Origin of the sequence: Aeromonas sp. s12 (assembly GCF_040907925.1) — a bacterium.
GTDB classification, from domain to species: Bacteria; Pseudomonadota; Gammaproteobacteria; order Enterobacterales; family Aeromonadaceae; genus Aeromonas; species Aeromonas veronii.
On record NZ_JBFOCT010000039.1, the window covers coordinates 95000 to 116569 of the forward strand.

The 21570-nt window shown below is 60.1% G+C and carries 10 protein-coding genes, 5 tRNA genes and 2 riboswitches; of the genes, 3 read left to right on the forward strand and 12 right to left on the reverse strand.

Annotated elements, in window-relative coordinates:
- The first annotated feature begins 31 nt into the window (after positions 1–31).
- Entirely contained in the window at positions 32–937 is a 906-nt protein-coding gene (locus AB5Y67_RS20615; protein WP_110302630.1) for a TIGR01777 family oxidoreductase, read from the forward strand.
- 126 nt (positions 938–1063) lie between these two features.
- On the opposite strand, the gene AB5Y67_RS20620 is transcribed toward AB5Y67_RS20615, so the two are convergent.
- Both AB5Y67_RS20620 and AB5Y67_RS20625 read right to left on the reverse strand, forming a co-directional pair.
- A complete protein-coding gene (locus tag AB5Y67_RS20620) occupies positions 1064–3511 on the reverse strand; it encodes an ABC transporter permease (protein ID WP_199427354.1) in 2448 nt (815 codons plus the stop codon).
- Positions 3512–3547: 36 nt separating this feature from the next.
- Complete coding sequence (locus AB5Y67_RS20625; RefSeq protein ID WP_123172480.1) at positions 3548–4243, reverse strand: ABC transporter ATP-binding protein; 696 nt, start codon at positions 4241–4243, stop codon at positions 3548–3550.
- Positions 4244–4299: 56 nt separating this feature from the next.
- Between AB5Y67_RS20625 and AB5Y67_RS20630 the strand changes: the two genes are divergently transcribed.
- The gene (locus AB5Y67_RS20630; RefSeq protein ID WP_199427355.1) at positions 4300–4911 is read left to right on the forward strand and encodes an arylesterase; all 612 of its coding nucleotides are present in this window, start codon (positions 4300–4302) and stop codon (positions 4909–4911) included.
- A 182-nt stretch (positions 4912–5093) separates the two neighbouring features.
- Here the strand turns inward: AB5Y67_RS20630 and AB5Y67_RS20635 are convergent, their stop codons facing one another.
- Together AB5Y67_RS20635 and AB5Y67_RS20640 are read right to left on the reverse strand one after the other, a co-directional pair.
- On the reverse strand, positions 5094–6038 hold the full coding sequence (locus AB5Y67_RS20635; RefSeq protein WP_005335238.1) for a chemotaxis protein CheV: 945 nt from the start codon (positions 6036–6038) through the stop codon (positions 5094–5096).
- 139 nt (positions 6039–6177) lie between these two features.
- On the reverse strand, positions 6178–9174 hold the full coding sequence (locus AB5Y67_RS20640) for a glycosyl hydrolase family 18 protein (RefSeq protein ID WP_199416429.1): 2997 nt from the start codon (positions 9172–9174) through the stop codon (positions 6178–6180).
- Between the two features lie 149 nt (positions 9175–9323).
- Positions 9324–9406: riboswitch (cyclic di-GMP riboswitch) on the reverse strand.
- Positions 9407–9699: 293 nt separating this feature from the next.
- On the opposite strand from AB5Y67_RS20640, the gene AB5Y67_RS20645 reads away from it, so the two are divergent.
- A complete protein-coding gene (locus tag AB5Y67_RS20645; protein WP_199416424.1) occupies positions 9700–11883 on the forward strand; it encodes an ExeM/NucH family extracellular endonuclease in 2184 nt (727 codons plus the stop codon).
- 171 nt (positions 11884–12054) lie between these two features.
- On the opposite strand, the gene AB5Y67_RS20650 is transcribed toward AB5Y67_RS20645, so the two are convergent.
- The 8 genes from AB5Y67_RS20650 to AB5Y67_RS20685 form a co-directional block, all read right to left on the reverse strand.
- Positions 12055–12130, reverse strand: a tRNA-Ala gene (locus tag AB5Y67_RS20650).
- Between the two features lie 34 nt (positions 12131–12164).
- Positions 12165–12240 (reverse strand) — tRNA-Ala (locus AB5Y67_RS20655).
- 48 nt (positions 12241–12288) lie between these two features.
- A tRNA-Ala gene (locus AB5Y67_RS20660) sits at positions 12289–12364 on the reverse strand.
- Between the two features lie 65 nt (positions 12365–12429).
- Positions 12430–12505, reverse strand: a tRNA-Ala gene (locus AB5Y67_RS20665).
- Between the two features lie 28 nt (positions 12506–12533).
- Positions 12534–12609 (reverse strand) — tRNA-Ala (locus AB5Y67_RS20670).
- A gap of 793 nt (positions 12610–13402) precedes the next feature.
- A complete protein-coding gene (locus AB5Y67_RS20675) occupies positions 13403–15319 on the reverse strand; it encodes a glycoside hydrolase family 19 protein (protein ID WP_199427356.1) in 1917 nt (638 codons plus the stop codon).
- A 79-nt stretch (positions 15320–15398) separates the two neighbouring features.
- Positions 15399–18380: a M66 family metalloprotease gene (locus AB5Y67_RS20680; RefSeq protein ID WP_320628423.1), complete on the reverse strand. Its 2982-nt coding sequence runs from the start codon at positions 18378–18380 to the stop codon at positions 15399–15401.
- Between the two features lie 73 nt (positions 18381–18453).
- Positions 18454–21066 (reverse strand): glycosyl hydrolase family 18 protein, encoded by a 2613-nt coding sequence (locus AB5Y67_RS20685; protein WP_199427357.1) that lies wholly within the window; start codon positions 21064–21066, stop codon positions 18454–18456.
- Between the two features lie 104 nt (positions 21067–21170).
- A riboswitch (cyclic di-GMP riboswitch) is annotated at positions 21171–21258 on the reverse strand.
- Between the last annotated feature and the right edge of the window lie 312 nt (positions 21259–21570).

The following is a 21570-nucleotide window of genomic DNA, read 5'->3' on the forward strand; positions in this document are numbered from 1 at the left end:
GTTGAGCAAACGGCAGCAGGAGCATGCAGCGATGAAGATTCTTATTACCGGAGGAACCGGCTTTATCGGCCGCAAGCTGGTTGCCCATCTCAAGGTCAATCACGAGGTCGTGGTCTTGAGCAGGCAGGGGAGCCGCGCCTACTCCCTGCTCGGTCACGATATCAAGGTATTGGATAACCTCGACCGGCTTGATGACCTCAATGACGTGGACGCGGTGATCAATCTGGCCGGTGAACCCATCGCCGCCGGACGCTGGAGCGAGTCGCGCAAACAGCTGCTCTGCGATAGCCGCTGGCTGTTGACCGAGCAGCTGGTGGATCTCATCAAGCTATCCAGCACGCCGCCTAAGGTGCTGATCAACGCCTCCGCCATCGGCTGGTATGGCAGACAGGGCACCGAAACCCTCGATGAGCAGTGCCGCTCTCCCAACGACGAGTTTACCCACCAGCTCTGCCAGCAGTGGGAAACCCTGGCGCAGGAGGCCCAGAGCCGCCAAACCCGGGTCTGTATCGTTCGGATCGGGCTGGTGCTTGGCATGGATGGCGGCGCCCTGCCCAAAATGCTCCCCCCCTACCGACTCGGACTCGGCGGCCCCATGGGATCGGGCAGCCAGATGATGAGCTGGATCCATGTGCAGGATCTGGTGCGCGCCATGCTGTTCTTGCTGGATCACGAAGAGTGCAGCGGCATCTTCAACGGCACTGCACCCCATCCGGTCAGCAACCGGGAGTTCAGCCAGACCCTTGCCACCACGTTGCACCGCCCGCACCTCTTTTTCGTGCCCGCCCCCCTGCTACAACTGGTGATGGGTGAAGCGGCCGATCTGCTGCTGACCGGACAAAAGGTGATACCAGCACGGCTGCAACAGGCCGGTTTTCACTTCAGCTATCCCGAGCTGCCGAGCGCCCTCACCAATTTGCTGCGTGAGCCCCGCTAACTCACACCCGCTCGCGGCGTCCGCTCGTCAGCACCTCGCATAACAAGAAGCCCGGCCAATGGCCGGGCTGCTTGTTTATTGTGGCTGCGCTATTGCACTCTGTGGCATCGGTTCGCGCTGGCGGGATTACAACAGTCCCTGACCCAGCCCTCGCAACCGATCGCTCAGGGTGCCAGCCAGCAGCTGACGCTGCATCCCCTGCCCCGCCAGCGTCACCAGCAGTGCCCCCAGCGTCGGCAGGCCGAGCCAGATGGTCCAGTGGAACTGCCACAGCCCCTCGAACCACCACCACTGCAGGCCAAAGGAGCAGAGCTCCACCACCATGGCGGCACAGAGCCCCGCCAGCGCACCACTGGCCACCAGCTCCCAACGCAGCATCTTTTTCAGCAGTTCGCTGCTGGCACCCAGGGTGCGCATAAGCAACAGCTCGCGCCGACGCTGGGCCATGCTGGCCTGGGTCTGGGTCAGCAGCACCAGCAGTGCGGCCACTGTCACCAGCCCCAGCATCAGCGCCAGCGCCCGGCTCACCTGCTCCGATACCTGAGTAAGCCGCGCAATCAGGTCATCCACATCGATAAGGCTCACCGTGGGGTGACGGCGGATCAACTCCACCTCGGCAGTGCGCCCCGCCTCGGGCAGCCGGTAGCTACCAAGCCAGGTTCGGGAGAAGGGTGCCAGCAGATCCTCGGAGAAGATCATGTAGAAGTTGGGACGCATATTGTCCCATTTGATGCTGCGCAGACTGGTGACCCTGGCGCCAAAGCTGCGCCCCTCGATGGTAAAGGCGAGCATGTCCCCCAACTTGATATCGAGCCGCTTGGCCAGCTCGCTATCCACCGACACCTCGCCGGGCCCGGCAAGCCATTTACCGGCCACCAGCTTGTTGTCGATTGGCAGGATCGCCGTGGTAGTGAAGTTAAGCTCCCGATCGACCCCTTCACGACCACTGCTGGCCCCCTCGCCCACCGCCTCACCGGCGATATGGGTCAGCCTGCCACGCACCATGGGGTAGAAGTCGGAAGTGTTGGCCCCGGCCGCCGCCAGTTCGCTCAGGATCCCCTCCCGCTCGTTCTCCGCCACATTGACCAGAAAACGGTTGGGCGCATCGACGGGAAGACGGGCCGAAAACTCATCCAGCAGATCGACCCGGGCCGCCCATAACAGACCAAACAGCATCAATGCCAGCGCAAAGCCCGCCAGCTGAAACAGGCCGCTGCTGCGCTCGCGCGACAGATGGGCCAGCGCCAGCCGCAAGGCATGAGGCCCGCTCACTCTCGCTCCCAGCCGCAACATCAGCGCCGCCAGCAGGGCCAGCAGCCCCATCAGCAAGCCCATGCCCCCCACCAGACCCAGCGCCAGCCGTACATCGGCGGTAAAGCCCCAGACCAGCGCAAACAGCCCGAACAGGCCGACCGGCAGGGCCAGCCAGGGGGGAATACCCGCCTCCAGCTCCCGGCGCAATACCCGCAGCGGCGGCACTTTCAGCAGCCGCAAGAAGGGCACAAAAGCGAGCAGCAGGGTGATAAAGAGCGCCACTGCCACGCCCAGCGCAAAGGGGCGCCAGGAGGGGGGCGGCAGATCCGGCGGCAGCAGGTCCCCCAGCAGTTGCAAGGTGAGCCACTGCATGGCTGTGCCCGCCACCAGACCCAGCAGCGCACCGATCAGCGTCAGCGACAGCAGCAGGGTTCCCATCAGTTGCCAGAGCGAGCGACGAGATGCCCCCAGGGTCTTGAGCAGCGCCACCATATTGGTCTGGCGCTCGGCAAAGTGGCGCACCGCAATCCCCATCGCCAACGCCCCCAGCAACACCCCGCTTAACGAGGCAAGCCGGAAGAAACGCTCGGCATTGGCCAGCGAGCGACCCACCTGGGATTCGCTGTCATCCGGTTTGATCCACTTCTGTCCGGCCTGCAATTGCGGCAACAACCATTGCTCGTAACGGGCCAGCGACTCTCGCGGCCCCTTGAACAGATAGCGCCACTGCTGGCGGCTGCCCGGGAGCAGGGCTCCGGTCGCCTCGATATCGGCACTGTGGATCAGCGCACGCGGCGCCAGCAGGAAGGGGCTGAAGCCCTGATCCGGCTCCTCGCCAAGCAGGCCTGCCACCTTGAGCACCGTATTACCCACCTCCAGCTCATCCCCCGTTTTGGCCTTGAGCAGCTGCATCACCCGGGCGGAGAGCCAGATCTCGCCGGGAGCTGGGGCGCGGGCAGGTTCCAGAGTGAGCTTGCCGTAAAAGGGAAAACCGTCGGGCACCGCCCGAATGGAGGCAAGCTGCAACGTATCACCGTGAAACAGCATGCTGTTGAAGCTGACGGTGGTCTGCACCGCCAAGCCATCCTGTTTCGCTCGGGCCAGCCAGCCATCCGGCAGCGCAGCGGCAGTGCGCAACACCCGATCCGCTCCGATAAAGTCGCGGCCCGACGCCTTGAGTCCGGCATCGAGCCGATCCGCCACCAATGCCACACTCAAGACACACGCCACGCTAAGCGCTAGCGCCAGCACAAACCAGCGCAGCTCGCCGCTGAAACCTTCCCGGCGCAGCAGTCGCCATCCCAATCGCCACTGCATCATCCCTTGCATCTCCCGCCAGATCCGCTGCTCACCCCGTTACACCACATCATGGGCCACCTCGCGATCCAGCCGACCCGCCGTCATGACCAGTTGCCGCTGGCAACGCTCGGCCAGCTGATGGTCATGGGTCACTACCACTAGCGTGGTGCCGTGCTTGCGATTGAGTTCAAACAGCAGCTCGATCACCTTCTCGCCGGTCTTGCTGTCGAGGTTGCCGGTCGGCTCGTCCGCCAGCAGCAGGCTTGGACGGGTCATAAAGGCGCGGGCGATGGCCACCCGCTGCTGCTCACCGCCGGAAAGCCGTGGCGGCAGATGGTGTAACCGCTCGCCAAGCCCGACCGCGGCCAGCAGATCGCGAGCTCTTGGTTCGCAATCACGCTCGCCGCGCAGCTCGGCGGGCAGCATCACATTCTCCAGCGCCGTCATGGTCGGGAGCAGCAGGAACGACTGGAACACAAAGCCGATCTGCTCGGCGCGCAATCTGGCCCGCCCCTCTTCATCCAGCTCGCCCAAGGATTTGCCGAGGATTTCGATCTCCCCCTGACTCGGCAGATCGAGCCCGGCCAGCAGCCCCAGCAGGGTGGACTTGCCGGAGCCGGAGGCGCCGACCAGTGCCACCGTCTCGCCGCTATTGACTTGCAGATCGATCCCTTCAAGGATGGTGAGGCTTTCCTGGCCGAGGCGAACCGATTTGCCGAGGCCCTTGACGACAATAATGGGGGTTGAACTCATGCTCTGTATCCTTTGTTCCAATCCCTTGATGACAATCCATAGCGGGAGTTGAATTGATGGTGCGTATTCTGTTTGCCTTGTTTGTTGGCCTCGGCAGCCTGCTCTCGTCGACTCAGGCCCAGACCCTGCTGGTGCTGGGAGATAGCCTGAGCGCCGGCTATCAGATGCAGGTTGAGCAGAGCTGGCCCGCCCTGCTCAGCCAGAAATGGCAGGAGGAGGGGGGCAAACACACCCTGCTCAATGCCAGCATCAGCGGTGAAACGACACAAGGGGCGCTGGCCCGTCTGCCCGCTCTGCTGAAGGAGCACAAGCCGGACTGGCTGCTGATCGAACTGGGGGGCAACGATGGCCTGCGCGGCTTCGCACCGACCATTACCCGCCAGAATCTGGCCAGCATGATCGCGCTCGCCAAGGAGCAGCAGACCCGCGTGGTGTTGACCCAAATCCAGCTGCCCCGCAACTACGGTGCCCGCTATCTGCGCCAGTTCGAACAGATCTTTCCCGAGTTGGCCCAGGCTAACGATCTGCCGCTGCTGCCCTTCTTTATGGATGATATTGCGCTGCGCCCTGAACTTATGATGAACGATGGTATTCATCCCACCCCGGCGGCCCAGCCCCAAATCCGCGATAAAGTCGCACGCTTTATGGAGCCGCTGCTCAGCCAATAAGCCCGCCATCTATCACCAATATCCCATAACAAAATATCCCGCCAAAATCGGATGTTTTGAATGGTCGACGATCTCTGCGTGGCACCTTGATTCAACCAATCCATCGCCAATACCCAGTAACAAAACATCCCGCCGAAGCGGGATGTTTTGTTACTGATTTAGCATAACCGGCAGGCAGCTTCTCAGCTTTCCAGCACCTGACGCAGCCGCTCCTGGGCCACGCCGACCAGCAAGTCGGGCTGGAATTTGGAGATAAAGCGGTCACAACCAACTTTCTTGACCATGGCCTCGTTGAAATTGCCACTGAGTGAAGTATTGAGGGTGATAAAGAGATCGGACATGCGCGGATCGCTGCGCACCTCGTGGGTCAGGCGGTAGCCGTCCATCTCCGGCATTTCGGCATCGGTGATCATCAGCAGGATCTCGTCAGTCACCTTCTTGCCAGCATCGCACCACCCCTTGAGCAGGGTCAGCGCCTGCAAACCATCCTGACACTCGATCACCTCAAGCCCAAGCTGGCCCAGGGTCTCGCGCACCAGATTGCGGGCGGTGCTGGAATCATCGACGATCAGCACTTTGCGGCCATGCATCTCGGGCAGGATCTCCCGATCCAGCACCTCTTCAGAGATCCGGATGTCATAGGTGATGATCTCCGCCAGCACCTTCTCTACATCGATGATCTCGACGATCTGATCCACCCCATCTTCGGGAATGCGGGTGATGGCGGTGAGGTAGTTGGCGCGCCCGGCAGAGCGCGGCGGTGGCAGAATGTCCTTCCAGGTCATGTTGACGATGTTGGCCACCTGCCCCACCAGAAAACCCTGAATGGTGCGGTTGTACTCGGTGATAATGAGGTTGGATTCACTGTCGATGGGCATGGGGCGCATGCCGATGGCGCTGCGCAGGTTGATCACCGGGATCGAGGTACCGCGGATATTGGCCACCCCGCTGATATTGTGATGGGAGCCCGGCATCTTGCTCAGATGGGGCAACTTGACCACTTCCCGTACCTTGAAGACGTTGATGGCGAACATCTGACGGGTGCCGAGACGAAACATCAACAACTCGAGGCGGTTTTCACCCACCAGTTGAGTTCGTTGATCAACGGAATCCAATATACTCGCCATACGCTGATATCCATCTGATTATTAATCGACTCTATTATAGAGGCTGCCCGCCAGGAAAGGCAGGCGCATTTTCAACCAGAGCGACCAACCAGACAAAAAAAGTGAGGCCGAAGCCTCACTTATCTCATTGATTTTAAAATCAATAGCTACAGACAGACTTCCAGCTGCCATCGGTTGCCTTGGGCTCGCTGCTGGTCCACCAGTTCGCCTGCCACACTACCTTGTTATGGGTGATGCGATCGCCGCCATTGGCATGATCCCCCTGTGGCCAGCTCGGATAGGCCTTGTAGGCCGCCGGATTGACGTTCTGGCTGCTGCAGCTGGTGCCCGGATTCTCACCGCCACCCGAGCCCAGCACGGCCTCCGGCAAGGTCGGGAACTCGGCCTTGAGACCAATGGTCTGGCTGCCGCTGATGATGCGCATACCGCTCGGCACGCCAGCGGCGGGCAGGTAGTAGGTCATGGCGACTTCAATCTCGGCCCCCGGTGCCAGAGTCTGCCAACCCGGCAGGTTCATGGCGACCTTGTGGAAGTCCTTCTCATTGGCAATGCCTTCCGAATTGTCGTTGCCACCGCTCTCCACCACTTTCAGCCCCATGCCACTCTGATCCGTGATGGTGTCAGAGGTGGAAGTGGGCACCAGAAACTCGATGCGCGCGCCGCCCGGAATGGTCTGGGTCGACTTGTTGACCAGATTGAGTTTCGGGTTGATCGGGTAGTTGGAGTCCCCTTCCTTGAAGCCGGAGAGGCTGACCTGGATGTCGAGCTGGGCGCTCGGCGCGGCCAGATCGTTTTGCTTGGTGTTGTACGGAGTTGCCTTGGCAAACTTCTCGTAAGCCAAGGTGGTCAGGGTGCTGCCCATGCCGTACTCGTTCTTGGCCGGATCGAAGGCGTAGTCACCCGCCATCTCCCAGAACATCACGCCACCCAGACCGCGCTTGATGATGTAGTCCAGCTTGTGGCCCATGGACTCTTCATCTTCGGTTGAGAGGAACACCTTCTTCTCTTCGTTCCACAGCCAGGGCGCGTGGGCCTTGTCATCGTAGTAACGCACATACTTGCCCTGCATCACGTGAGCCGGATTGTTGGGATCCAGACCCCAGGCAGTGCCATAACTTGGCAATGTGGTGATGCCGAGGCTGGCCGCATTCTCCAGGTTCTTGGCATGCCACATGGGCACGGCGCCACCGCCGATCTCCTTGCCGTTCTTGTCGAGATCATGCCAGATGTTGTCGATGCCGACCGCCCCGTTGCCGCACGGAATGGTGCTGCCACCAGTGCCCGGCTGGCACTCGTTCTGGCTCGGCAGGGCTGCCTTGCCACCCAGCCCGTGACTGCCACCGCTTACCCCCTGCCAACCGCGGGTGTAATAGGGCACGCCAACGTTGATCTTGCCAGCCGCCAGCGCACCGCGGAAGTAGTGGGCAGACCAGGCGGCGTTGAGGTAACCGATACCGCCAAACTGGGTCTGGGTATAGACGCCCCAATGGGAGAGCTCGGGGTCAGCATTGTTGTCGAACAGGGCCGCGTTGTGACCGACAAAGTGGTTCCAGGCGCCGTGGAAGTCATAGGTCATCAGGTTGACGTAGTCGAGATACTGGGTGACCTGGAAGTTCTCCATCCCGCGCAGCAGATAGGCCGAGGCCGGTGAGGCGATGGTCAGCATATACTTGCGGCCATCTTCGTTACCGGCGTTGTCGAGCCGCGCCCGCAAGGTCTTCATCAGCACCTCGTAGTTGGCAAACAGCTTGGCCCGGCACTGGTTGGAGAGCGGGAAGTCGTTGGGATTGCCCGCATCCTTCATCGAGGTGGGGTATTCGTAGTCGATATCGACCCCATCAAAGCCGTACTGGCGGATAAAACTCACCGCCGAGTCAGCCAGGGTGTTGATACCGGCAGTATTGACCGAGCAGTCCCCCTTGGTAGTGGCGGTGTAGAAGCCGCGGGTATCGGCCCAGCCGCCGACCGAGATGAGGGTCTTCACGTCCGGATACTGCTTCTTGTACTTCGACAGCAGGTTGAAGTGGCCCTTGTAGGCGAATTCAGGATCCATCTCGGCACCCGGCACGCCATCCCAGGTCATCTTGGTGGCTGCATCGTCCACCTTGATGGTGTGGCTCTGCTCATCCACCGCCGCGAAGGCGTAGTTGATGTGGGTGATCTTGTTCCATGGAATATCGCTCACCAGATAGGCGGGCAGGCCGTTCTTGCCGGTGCGCCAGGAGGTGAAGTAGCCGATAACCCGACGGGCATGGTCATCCCCCATGCACTCGTAACCATCCGGACGATAGATCTGGCGAATGTCACAAGAGAGGTTGCCACCGGTGGGCGGCAGCGCGGCCTCCTCGACATTGACGGTCACCGCCGCCGACTCACCGCTCAGATTGGTCTTGTCAGTGGCCACCAGCTTGAGGGCGGCACTCCCTTTGGCATCCGGCGTCCAGTTCACCTGCCAGGGGGCTGTGGTATCTTCGGCCACCTTCTTGCCGTCGACATAGAGCTCGACTTTGGCCACATCGTTGTTGGCATCGGTGACGTTGCCGCTCACCGCCACACTGCGACCCAGCGTCACCTTGGCCCCATTGGCCGGGCTGCTGATGCTCGCCTTGGGCGCCTCTGGCGCCACCACGGCGGCGACGTTGAAGCTCGAATCCGCCTCGCTCAGCACCTTGCCGTCTTTATCCAGCGCGCGAGCCTTGAGGGTATGGGCCCCCACTCCGGCGGCGCTCCAGCTGGCACTCCATGGCGAGGCGTTCGCCGTGGCGACCAGCTTGCCGTCGACAAGATATTCCACCCGGGCCAAGGCCGTCACCGGGCCGCTCAAGGTCACCGCCAGCGCCACACTGGTACCTTCGTTGAAGCTGGCACCGGCAGCTGGCGAGCTGACGGCTACGCCGAGTGCAGGAGGGGGCACCTCGCCACCATAGGGCTTCCAGGCATCTGCCCAGACCACCCCGACACCCGGCTCATAGTGATAGGGGGATGCCCCGCACCAGCCTGAATAGGGGAATTCTTTGCACTCGTAGAGGGCACCGACGTTGCTGACGATATCGCCAGCCTTGTAGGCAGTACCGGATTTATAGGCGGGATAAGCGGCCTGGGCCCAGGCGGGCGCAGCCGCAAGGGCGACCAGCATGGCAAGCCTGCTGGGTCTGAAGAGCTGTTGCATATTGTTATCTTCCTTGTTTTGTCTTGGCATTGGTCACCAAGGCAAAGAACAATCGCAACCTGCATGATGGGCGCAGACAACTGGCAATGGACCTGCCACAAAAACCACCCCTCACCCAGGGAAACCCCGCTATCTGGATCCACGCTCGAGACCGGAAGCATTGCGCCCCGACATCACTGCCGGTTTGCCCTTTACCTGGGTTCCGTGAGGAACGAACCCAGTATAGGAAGGCGACAAGATCCCCTCAATCTTTATTCTCAAAGAGAATTATCCCCTGCCACGAAAGCGTCATGATCACAGGGTTAGAATTGATTGAATTATCAAAAAAATCATACTGTTACTGGGATCATAAAAACGCTTTTCCTCATCTTCCCAGATTCGTTTAATGTGCGTTGGCTCACTGGTATGACATGCCAGAAATGTGACAATGCGCGCCCTTGGTCAACGAGCCAAGGCTATGGAATCACTGGCAAAAATAAAAAAGGAACACCTATGAAAGGTACTCGTACCCTGCTGTCGCTGGCCGTGGGGCTGGCACTTGCATCCTCAGGCGCCCATGCGGCATTTGTCTGCCCGTCCGATCCGGCTCAACTCACTCCCATCCCGACCATTCAGGGCACAGGTTCCGCCAGCGCGCTGGCCACCCAGACCGTGACCGACAAGAACGGTAACGTGACCGGCAAAATCAGCACGGGCACCTTCAACGTTCGCGGTATCGTGACGACGCTGGGCCAAAGCCTGACCAAGGGTTTCTATCTGACTGACCCGGTGGGCGATGGCAATCCGGCCACCTCTGATGGCATCTTTGTCTATCTGAACGACAAGGACTTCGCGACCAAATATAAAGACATCAAACCGGGGGCTGAACTCTGCCTCGAAGCCAAGGTCGAGGAGTATTACGGCGGCACCCAGCTCAAGCCCACCTTCGAATCCAGCAAAGCCCGCCTGCAAGTCACCGCACAAGGGCTGAATGTGCCGACCAGCGTACTGCAGGTCAATGAAGGGGAGACGCTGGCGCAAGCGCTCAATCGCCACGAAGGGATGCGGGTACGTCTCGACAGCAGCAGTGACCTGCACCTGACCCGCAACTACGGCTTCGACTACAAGGTCTATCGCAACAACGTAGAGTTGGCCCACAAAACCCCGCTGATCAAACCGACCCAACTTCATGTTGCCAACAGTGCGGACGCTGTCGCACTGGCCACCAAAAATGGCAGCAACCGTCTGGTGGTCGAGTCTGATTACAAAGCGCCGGATGGCGTACTGCCCTGGTTCCCGAGCTGGGATGCCGATCAGGGTTATCTGCGCATCGGTGATCAACTGACCGGGCTGGAGGGGGTGATCGTATACAACAAGGATGCCTTCCGTCTGATGGTACCGAGCGATATCACCCTGACTGCCGGTGCTCTGCTGCGCAGCCCTGAAGAGGATCGTCAAGATGCGCCGGCTCGCCTCGCTGGTAGCGATCTGCGGATCGGCAGCTTCAACGTGCTCAACTACTTCACCAGCCACTCCAGCATTGGCGGTGCACTCAATATCCTGTGCAAGGATCAGGCGGATGCCGACAACGCCAAAGGTTGTAACCGGGGTGCCAAGAGCCAGCCCGAGTTCGAGAAACAGCGCACCAAGATCGTCAATGCCATTACCGCAATGGATGCCGATCTGCTCGGCCTGATGGAGATGGAGAACAACGGCTTCGAGGATAACTCGGCCCTCCACAATCTTGTGACCCGCCTCAACGAACAGCAGAAGGATGCGAGCAAACACTACGCCTATGTGCGTCTGCCGGTCACTGCCCTTACCGATGGCAAGTTCTTCGGCGGCGACGCTATCATGGTGGCGATGATCTACCGTCCTGCCCTGCTCACCCCCAGCGGAGATGCCAGCGTCATCAAGCTGCCGGAGCAGCGCTACACCACTGGTGGTGTGGCCAAGACAGCCGGTCAGCGCGACTCACTGGTTCAGACCTTCACCCTCGCCAAGAGCAAGGAGCCGCTGACACTGGTGGTCAACCACCTCAAATCCAAGGGGTCAGGCTGCTACGAAAATGGCGATGGCAAGACAGAACCGGCCGACCTGCAAGGCAAGTGCACCGAGTTCCGGGTCTCTGCCGCCAAGGTGCTGGGTGAGGCGGTCAGCAAACTGCCGGGCCAGGTGCTGTTGGTGGGCGACTTCAACTCCTACGCCAAGGAAGATCCGATCCGGGTACTGACCGACTACAACCCGGCCACCAGCGAGCGGAAGATCGTATCAGCCTCCCACACCTTTATCGGTGATCAGTCCTATGAACAGCTCGGTCGCGAAGTGACTCGCAGCTACGGCCTGATCGATCTCAACGTCAAATTCAACAAGGAGAAAGCCATCTCCTACAGCTACGACGGGGAGCTGGGCACCCTGGACTATGCCCTCGCCAACCCGGCGCTGGCCAGCAAGGTGGCAGGTGTCGCCGACTGGCACATCAACTCCTTCGAGAGCTCCCTGTTCGAATACGGCAGCCAGTACACCGGCTCCCTGCTCAAGTCTGACAACCCCTTCAGTGCCTCTGACCATGATCCCATCATCGTCGACCTGAGACTGGAGAGCGATGCCACCAAACCGGACACCTCCTCAGGCGGTGGTGCACTGGGACTCGGCCTGCTGGCCCTGTTACCGCTGGCCTGGCGACGTCGCCGTTAACCACAGGCGCATTTGAATAGTGCAACCAAAGCCCGTGACTCTCGCGGGCTTTTTCATTCAGGTCATTGGATTTACAAATGAAAGGCGCGGGCGTATGGAGAAAATAAATGATGGAGAAAACAAAAAGGCCACCGCGATGCGGTGGCCTTTTTGTTTCTTTTAACAAGAATTTGGTGGAGCTACGCGGGATCGAACCGCGGACCTCTTGCATGCCATGCAAGCGCTCTCCCAGCTGAGCTATAACCCCAATTTTTGTGAATGACCGACAGTCACTCTGAATTTGGTGGAGCTACGCGGGATCGAACCGCGGACCTCTTGCATGCCATGCAAGCGCTCTCCCAGCTGAGCTATAACCCCAAATTCGGTACTGAATGAATGGTTCTGGCGGCCATTCATCCTAAATAATGGTGGAGCTACGCGGGATCGAACCGCGGACCTCTTGCATGCCATGCAAGCGCTCTCCCAGCTGAGCTATAACCCCACAAAGGTCGGCTTGGGTGATACACACCACACTGCCCTGGGTATTCAATAAAACAATCAAGAATCTGGTGGAGCTACGCGGGATCGAACCGCGGACCTCTTGCATGCCATGCAAGCGCTCTCCCAGCTGAGCTATAACCCCTTTGATTCCAGATTGTTCGAGGAGAATTTGGTGGAGCTACGCGGGATCGAACCGCGGACCTCTTGCATGCCATGCAAGCGCTCTCCCAGCTGAGCTATAACCCCAACTCACCTCGGTGCTGACGAAGTTATCTCCGGCAACGGAGGCGCATGATAGGCATCACCCGCTTTGCTGTCAACCCTAAAATAACCGCGACTGATTCGTTTAGTCAAAATTGCAGCAGTTCGCTGTTTTTACCAGCAAGACGCGTGCTATCTCTCTGTTTTATGTCACAAATCGGCTCAAGCACCTATAAAGGAGAGGCCGTGCAGCAAGCCTCTTTCCCCGTGCAACGCCCCCGCTCTCAGGCATCTTTTGCAGGCTGATCGTCAGCTTCTCCCCCGTCACCTCGGGAAAGCCTTTCCATAAAGGGCATTGCATTTGAAAACCCTTTCCATGATTTTTGTAAATTTACAACACGGAAAGTTGATCTGGCTCACAAATGACCATAGGATCAAACCGTGACCCAGGTCACACCCCATAACCATAAATGACAGAGCGATGAGGTAAACCATGTTTGAGAATCTGGCAGTCCTGTTCCACCTGCGCGGTGCAACCACCAAGAACGGCGTTGTAGAGAAAGATGCCTATGCCCCCTCCACCCGTGAATACTACTTCCGCTACGGCAAATAATTGCTGAAAGCCTTTCACGGAAAATGTAATAAAACAACAACACACATCATCACACAGCCCTTTCGAGGCGCTGTCCTGTCCGGGCCAGATGTTCCACGGCCAAACCTGAACTCCACCAAACAAGAATGGGGCCCGCAGGCCCCATCTTTTATTGCTCCGGATTGTCATTGCACCAGACCAGATAGTGCTCCGGCTAATCGGCAAGCCTTGCAACCCTGGAACGGCTCAGAGCTTGATCCAGGCATCGGCCCAGGCCGTACCCTTGCCCGGCTCATAAGCCCAGGCAGCACCTGCACACCAGCCGGTGTAGGGGTGCGGTTTGCACTCGTAGCTGGCACCGCCGTTGCTGACCCGCTCACCCGCCTTGTAGGGAGTCCCCTCTTTATAGACCGGATAGTCAGGCGGCGTTACACCCCCCTCCTCCCCTTTCACCAGCAGGCTATGGGTGGTGCTGCGGCTCAGATTACCTTCATCTGTGACCGTCAGTTTGATCTCCAGCTTGGTATCGCTGGCCGGCTTGGGCAGGGTCAACTCCAGAGTGACCTGATCCAGTGCCGGGGCAGAGGCTCCAGCCGGGATAGTCCAGGCATAGGAGAGCGGCTTGCCTTCCGGATCGCTAGAGTGCTGGCCAGAGAGAGTCACCTTGCTGCCACCTTCGGCCTGCGCCGGGCCAGTGATATTGGCCACCGGCGGCAGGTTGGTGCCACCGCCGTTATCCTCGATCACCACCTCCGGATAGAAGTGCTGAACGCAGCGGCTGTAATCCCCTGCCTTGAAGGCGCTGAAACGGGTCTGGTAGCCCACCAGCTTGCACGCATAGCTCTTGCCACCGTTGGGGTTCTCTGCCACATAGCTCCAGTCCTGCTCCCAATAGATGGGCAAGGCACCGGCGCCATTGTCATCAAACACCTTCATATTCTTGCAACCCAGCACCTCGTCGGATGGCACCGCCACTCCGAGGTAGTTGGCAAACTCGCGGTAGTAGTTGATGCGATTCTGGGACTGGGCGTGCTCGACCGGACCGCCGCACTCCACCCCGCCGTTGATGATCTGGGTAGTGACCCCGAAGCCCGGCACCAGACCGTTCTGCTTGTCATGGTCATTCGGCTGCCAGGTGCCATCGATGACATGGAGCATGGAAGGCTTGGGCGGCTGCGGATAGGTATAGAAGAACACCGCACTGGCGAGGTTCAGCCAGGTGTCGGCCACCAGATCGGGGCGGTCGAGCAGGGTGCGCACCGTGCCGAACATCGCCTCGGAGAAGGGGCCATAGTTGTAGTTGTAGGAGAGCTGCTTGGCACCGCGGCCAAAGTAGCTCTTGAACTCGCCATTGTCGAACGTACCGCACGGCCACTGCTGACCCTGCCACACATCGGGACGGCACTCGGCGTTGTAACCGCCGCGCATGGTCTCATTCCATCCCATCTCGCGCACGTAGACCAGCGCCTGACGCCACTCGGCCTCCGGGCGCCAGTTTTCATGGCCACCGGTCTCCTGGGCGAAGTGGGCGAACATAGTTGCCAGCGTCTTGCGGCAGATGGCGTCAGCATCGCGGCCGTCGCTGTAGTCGCTGCACAGGGCCGGGAACTTGGCCGCCGCCTGCAACAGGCCACGATAGGTGTACTCGGGGGCGCGTAGCGGGAACAGGTAGTTGAACTGGCTCTCGCTCAGCAGGCTTTCGACCCGCTTGACGTTGCCCGGGTTGTCGGCACGGCCCGGCTGCACCGCCTCGACCACCAGATTGTCCCGGGTAGCGATGGAGGCCTTGACCGCTTCCATCGCCGGGAAGTCGGTCAGCGCCTTCTCTTTGGCATCCAGCTCGGCCAGGCTCATATAGACGGGGGTGGTGCTGCCATCCGGCGGGGTAGGCGTTGGCGGATTGGGCTTGTCATCGCCACCGGTATCCGGCGGGGTCACTTCCCCTTCGCCAACAAGCTTCCACGGGGTATCCCACTCATTGGCGGCCGCCATGCCGGGAGTCTGACCCGGGTTGACCCACCACTTGGCCTCGAAAATCTGGCCGTTGTAATTGACCTGGCTGCCGCCCGGATAGGATTTGTTGATGTCATATGCCTCGGCCGCCCACAGGTGGCCGCTCAGCATCATGCTGGCAAGCAGAAGGGTGATGCGGTTTTTTTTCATTATTGTTGCTCTCTATGGTTTTGTGGCAAAAGGCGGAGCCCGCCTGAACAGGCTCCGCCATCTTCATCATGGACTCAACCTAGGGGCAGCTTGCCGCCCCGACATCCAGCCAGACATCGTGCTTGCCCGGCTCGTTGCCTTGAGTCCACCACTTGGCCTTCCACTGACGGCCGTTGTGGTTGGTCAGCTCACCGCCGTTGTAGGCAACGGTAGCGCTCCAGCCCAGCTCAACCTGACTCGCCAGCGCCCACTGATCGGCGACGCGGCCCGGTTCATTGCCCAGAGTCCAATACTTGGCACGCCATACCAGCTGGTTGTGGCTCACCTTGTCGCCACCGTTGTAGACCTTGCTGGCCTGCCATGCGGGAACATTCGCCGCTTCCGGATCTGTGGTGTTGCAAGAGCCGTCGGCCACGGGCTCCAGCGTCAGCACGACGCGCCCTTCGCTCTGATGTACCCCATCCGAGACGCTCACACTCAGCTCATGCTGCTCGCTGGTGGTGACAACTGGCGGTAACAGACGCAGGTTGGCACTGGTCTCGCCGTCCGCCTGCCAGCCCGCCGGGAAGTGCCAGCGGTAGCTGAGCGCATCGCCCTCGGGATCCCTCGCCTCGGCAGTGATGGTCAGCCACTCACCGCCGATGCCGCCAAGCTGCGCCGGTACGGTCACCACAGGAGGCTGGTTCTCAACCACGCCCTGCTCCAGCGGCCGCCCGTTGACGGTAAAGGAGAGGGTCTGCTGCGGTGGCAACAAGCTCTGCTGTACCAGTGTCTGGCCACGGCACTGGATGGTGGCGCGACCTGGCTCGCTGGCGGTGGGCAGGTTGATGTGGAACTTGTTCATGACGCTGCTGGCCGCTCTGTGATTGGCCAGCCTGAAGCGCTGCAGACCATCGCGGGTCTCCACCTGCAACTGGCAGTCATTGCCGGACAGGGTGTTGCTGTCATCCGGGTAGGTGAAACCATAGGCGCCGTGCAGAGCCGGATAGATGTAACTGCGCAGGGCTCCTTGCGGATCGTAATAGCCCACCAGGGTGGTCACCGGCACGCCGAACTGCTCGGGCTTGCGCGCAACCTTGGTATCGATGGGGGAGACCTCCACCCAGCTCAGGCCATCCGAGGTGAAGCTCTTCTTGAAGCCCCTGCTCACCAGGGTCTCCTTGCCGTTGATAAAGAGGTGGCTGTTGTAACCGGCCCCGTGATCGATGGTCAGACTGCGCCCACGGTTGTCCGCAGAGGCAATCGGCACCCGGATATCACGGGTCCAGCGACCATCCCACATGGCGACCCTGACCAAGCCGTAATCCGCCAGCAGGGCACTCAGTCCTGCCTCGCTCAGGGCATCCATGGGGGCATCGACCTTCTCGATCCCCTCGATTGTGTGCTGATAGGGCTCCATCCTGGCCGTCGCACTGTTCCACTTGCTAAAGCCGGTGGCCGAGTTGGCATCGAACACCGCCTTGCTCTCCAGAAAACGCTGGATGATGGCGGCCGAATTGGGGGTATAGAGGGTGAAACGGTTGGCGCCGGAGAGAGGGCGGCCGCCTGCCATCGCATCGTGGCCAAACTTGCGGCCATCGAACGGTGGCTGGCACTGGCCATCCAGACAGGCATCCTCATTGGTGCGGGTCGGCGAGAAGTTGGGGATGAAACGGTGTTTGTCACTGTCCCAGCCCCAGCTGGAGTTGAGCTGATCGGCACTGCGGTGAACCGAGCCACGGAAGCCATCCACATAGTGGCCAAGGCCGAAGTTATGGCCCACCTCGTGGCTGAACTCGTTGCCCAGCGAATCATCCAGCGTGACGATGCCACCACCACCGGAACCACCGTGCACCTGAACCCCATTGGCATATTTGCCGCGGCTGTTGTGCGCCGTCAGCTGGGCCACCACAAAGGGATGGCTTCCCTCCCCTTCACCGGCACTGCTGTTGATGCCGTAGTTGGCATTGTCGATACCGTGGGAGATAAGCTCCTTGCCGATGCGCTGACGCATGGTGCCGCCATGCCAGCCCCCTTCGCTTGGGTCAAAGTCGGTCAGCAATGTGCCATTGGGCAACATCACCTCAGGCAGGGAGAGCGGTGCATACTGACTGACGATCAACCGGCTGGCCGGAATGGTCTGGAAGTATTCGCGATGGGCCTCCTTGTCATTGGCAAAGGCAAAGCGATCCCGCGGCGTGGTGAGCATGCCGATGTCGATGGTGTGCAGCAGCAGCTCGCCGGGGGCGCCGACTTTGATATCACGCAGTTCACCACTGAGATTGCCCTGACGAACGGAGAGGTTCAGTCCGGGCTGGATCCACTCGGCAGGCAGCTCGCCGCTCCAGGTATCCGCTGCATAGGTGATGCGGTTGTTCTCCAGCTCCCCCTCGCGGAACCACTGCCCATTGGCAAACTTGAACTGCAGGGTCTGGCCACGGGAGACGGTCACCTGTCGCTCGCCATAGAAGGCTGTCGAGTTATAACCGGCGCTGGAGCGGATCCGCACCATCTTGCCCTCCAGCTCCGGGCTCACGGGCAGGTAGATATCCCGAACCCAGCGGCCGTCGGCGGTCTGGATCTCCACCAGCGCGCGCCCGGTCAGCCGATCCTTGAGAAAGGCGCCGCTCTTGTCGCTCAGTTTGGCCAAATCAGCACTGCTGCTGATGACGGCAGTGGTGCCGCTCTCCGGGATGAAACTCACTCCCCCGGCAGGAGCTCCCGCGAGGTGGTAGACAGTCTCTGGCAGCGCCGATGGCGGCGACAAGGTCAGGGTGCCAAGCAGCTTGCCGCTGCCGTCACTAGCCTCCACCGTCATGGGAGTCACCCCGTCGGCCTGGAGCGGTTTCACCAGTAGCAGGCTCTTGCGCAGGCTGGTCAGGATGGGTTGGCGATCCCCCTCTTTGGGATGGGACGGCAGGATCTGGCTCTGGGCAAACTGCACGCTGGCAGCCAGGCTACCCGCCAGATCGCTTTGCGGGGTCGTGTCATTGAATATCAGGGGCGAGGTGGTGGCAGACAAGGGGCCAGCCGCCAGGGTTGCCATGATGAGGGCAGCGATTCGGGTCACATTTGTGGTCATTGTCGGGTTCTCGTTCATATTGCTACCGGGAATGAGGGGCATGTCGCCATGCCCCGTCATCGGTGAGGAGGCCTCAGTTACAGCTTGCTGCCCCGATATCCAGCCAGACATCGTGCTTGCCCGGCTCGTTGCCTTGAGTCCACCACTTGGCCTTCCACTGACGGCCGTTGTGGTTGGTGAGATCCCCGCCGTTATAGGCAACGGCTGCGTTCCAACCCAGATCAACCTGACTCACCAGCGCCCACTGATCGGCGGAGCGACTCGGCTCATTACCCTGAGTCCAGTACTTGGCACGCCATACCAGCTGGTTGTGGCTCACCTTGTCACCGCCGTTATAGACCTTGCTGGCCTGCCATGCGGGAACGTTGGCTGCTTCCGGATCTGTGGTGTTGCAAGAGCCCCCCTCACCGCCTTCGTTGATTGGCGTGACGGTGAGATGGGTGGCCGCGTTGGCATCGAGTGCGCCATCGGAGACGGTCACAGAGAGGTCATAACCGGTTTCGACATCCACCGCCGGGCCGGTGACCACCAGGGTGGCTCTGTTCTGGCCGGTCGCCGTGATACCGGCAGGTACTTGCCATTGATAGATCAGCTCGTCGTCATTGGGGTCGGATGCCTTGGCAGTGATGGTCACCTGCTTGCCCTCTTCCACCTTGACGCTGGCAGGCAAAGTCACCACCGGAGGCAGGTTGGGCTGCGGCGCCTTGTTGGTCACCACCACCTGATCCCTGGCGGTTAGTTGATGGTCATCGGTCACCGTCAGCTCGAACACCAGATTGATGTCGGCGGACACTGCATCGAGTACAACCCGGGCCTTGGCCTGAGTGGCATCAAGCAGAGCGGCCTGCGGGCCGGAGACCTGCTTCCAGCTGTAGGTCAGGGAGCCATTTTCCGGGTCGTGGGAGGCGGAGCCGTTCAGCGTCACCTCGGTCGGGCCGGTGACACTCAGATCGCTGCCCGCATTGGCTACTGGCGGCTTGTTGGCTGGCGGAGTGACCCCTTCGCCGTGACCGAGACCTTCATGCATGGTGTTGAGGATGTCGCCATTGTCGGCATCGATCTCCCAGGAGAAGAGCCCGCCCAGCTTGTTGGCCAGCACGTATTGGCCTTTCGCCTTGACCGAGCGCTCGTCGTCATAGGTGATCAGCTCGCCGGTGGAGGGCTTGAACAGGGTGGCCGCTTCGGCAGTCTCGTCGTAGTTGTACTCCCAGCCTGCGCCCATATGGCTGTTGACGATGTGGCGATAATCCAGCACGCCATCTTCCCAGGTGCCTTTGATCTTGCCGGTGGCGGTGCCGGTGAAGGGATCGTTACCCTGATAGCCGCTCACCCCTTTCCAGCCGCGACCGTAGGCGGCGGCACCGATCACCAGCTTTTCGGAGTCGACCCCTTGCGCCAGCAGTTGCTGTACCGCTGCATCAGTGTTGTAGCGCTTGTTGGCCGAGCCGTTGGTGGCCTGATAGAGGTTGGCCTGATGACCCAGGGAGGTATTGCTCCAGGCACCGTTGTAGTCGTAACTCATCACGAAGAGGTGGTCCATGTACTGCTGGGCAGCCTTGTAATCCACATCCTCGATCTTGTCGTAACCGGCACCGATGGCAGAGGTGAGCTGATAGGTGCGACCGGTCTCGGCCTCCAGCTCGTCGAGCATGGCGCGCAGATCCTTCATGATCAGCACATAGGTTTCACCATCTTTGGTCTTGTCCCCCAGATTGGGGTTGGCGCCATCGCCACCCGGGAACTCATAGTCGATATCGACACCGTCGAAGAACTTCCAGGTCTGCAGGAACTCTTTGACCGAGGCGACGAACACGTCACGCTTGGCCTTGTCATGCATGAAGAAGAAGGGGTCGGAGAGGGTCCAGCCACCGACTGAGGGGAGGATCTTCAGGTCCGGATAGGCCTGTTTGAGGGCCATCAGATTGCCGAAGTTGCCCTTGTAGGGCTCATCCCAGGCGACCAGTGACCCCTGCCCTTTTTGCAGCGCGGCCCAGGGATCGTGAATGGCGACCTGGAAATCCTTGCGCCCGGCACAGGCACGTTGCAGCGCCTGGAAGCTGCCGGCAATCTCTTTGAGGCTGTCGTTGAGGCCATCACCGCCACAGATCGGGGTGAAGCCATAGAGGATATGGGTCAGGTTCTGGGCCGGCAGCTTGTCCACGGTGAAGTTGCGATCATAGACCCCCCACTCCACATAGTAGGTGCCGACCACCTTGCCGGACTTGTTGACATAGGGTTTGTTATTCTCCTGCAGGGCAGGCTTGAGCGGCGCAAGGTGGCTGCCATCGGTATCGGCGACCACGATCTCCTTGGCATCAGACAGGGTACAGCCATCGCCGTTGCACAGCGCGACCTGCATCTGATAGCGGCCCCCCTTGTGCACCTTGAAGGTGGCGGTACCCGCGGCGGAAGAGGGACCGGACCACACCTCCTTGCCATCCAGCAGCACCTTGGCACGCTGGCCAATATCGCCGTTCCAGAGATTCCAGGTGACGGTCACATCGGCGCCATCCTTCACCTTGACCAGCTCGTTATAAGCGGTCGCGGACTGGTTGACTTCGACGATGGCAAACTTGGTGGGGCCCCAACCGATGGCGGGTTTTCCGGGAGCTGCCGCATAAGCGGCGGAGGAGGCGAGCAGGGTGCCGACCATCATGGCCAGCAGTGCGGGTTTTGGACTTAGCATATTGCTTTCCTTTTCGTTTCGTTATGGGAAAAACGAAAGGGCAACGCAACACGACAGGTGACACAAAAACGGCCACCCCTTGGCAAAGGCAGCCTGCATTCTACTGTGGTGGCCCCGCTATCCTAGGTCGTCTTGACCCTTAGACCGGAAGCTTTGCGTCCCGACTTTTCAATCGGTTTGCCCTTGTCACAACGTTATTTCTGGCGATAAATAATCGCCGATTGACTGTAGGGTAATTCTGATAAGTAAGCAAATCGGACCATTGCCAGCCCACCGGTTACCAACCCCGACAATTACCCACTTTCAAGAAATTAATGTTTAAAAAACAGCCGGATATGCAGACATAATCTCATCACCTCCAACCAGATACCTCACACCATTTTTTTGATCTGCATCACACCAAATTGAGAAAAATCAATGAGTAAGAACAATATGCGACAAAAGACCCATCTGTATCGCAACTAATGAATTTATAATCGCCGCTTTGCATGGCCAGCAGGTGTC

Coding starts and splice junctions, on each gene's coding strand:
- AB5Y67_RS20615 (WP_110302630.1), top strand. CDS start 32: ATGAAGATTCTTATTACCGGAGGAACCGGCTTTATCGGCCGCAAGCTG.
- AB5Y67_RS20620 (WP_199427354.1), bottom strand. CDS start 3,511: ATGATGCAGTGGCGATTGGGATGGCGACTGCTGCGCCGGGAAGGTTTC.
- AB5Y67_RS20625 (WP_123172480.1), bottom strand. CDS start 4,243: ATGAGTTCAACCCCCATTATTGTCGTCAAGGGCCTCGGCAAATCGGTT.
- AB5Y67_RS20630 (WP_199427355.1), top strand. CDS start 4,300: ATGGTGCGTATTCTGTTTGCCTTGTTTGTTGGCCTCGGCAGCCTGCTC.
- AB5Y67_RS20635 (WP_005335238.1), bottom strand. CDS start 6,038: ATGGCGAGTATATTGGATTCCGTTGATCAACGAACTCAACTGGTGGGT.
- AB5Y67_RS20640 (WP_199416429.1), bottom strand. CDS start 9,174: ATGCTGGTCGCCCTTGCGGCTGCGCCCGCCTGGGCCCAGGCCGCTTAT.
- AB5Y67_RS20645 (WP_199416424.1), top strand. CDS start 9,700: ATGAAAGGTACTCGTACCCTGCTGTCGCTGGCCGTGGGGCTGGCACTT.
- AB5Y67_RS20675 (WP_199427356.1), bottom strand. CDS start 15,319: ATGAAAAAAAACCGCATCACCCTTCTGCTTGCCAGCATGATGCTGAGC.
- AB5Y67_RS20680 (WP_320628423.1), bottom strand. CDS start 18,380: ATGACCACAAATGTGACCCGAATCGCTGCCCTCATCATGGCAACCCTG.
- AB5Y67_RS20685 (WP_199427357.1), bottom strand. CDS start 21,066: ATGCTAAGTCCAAAACCCGCACTGCTGGCCATGATGGTCGGCACCCTG.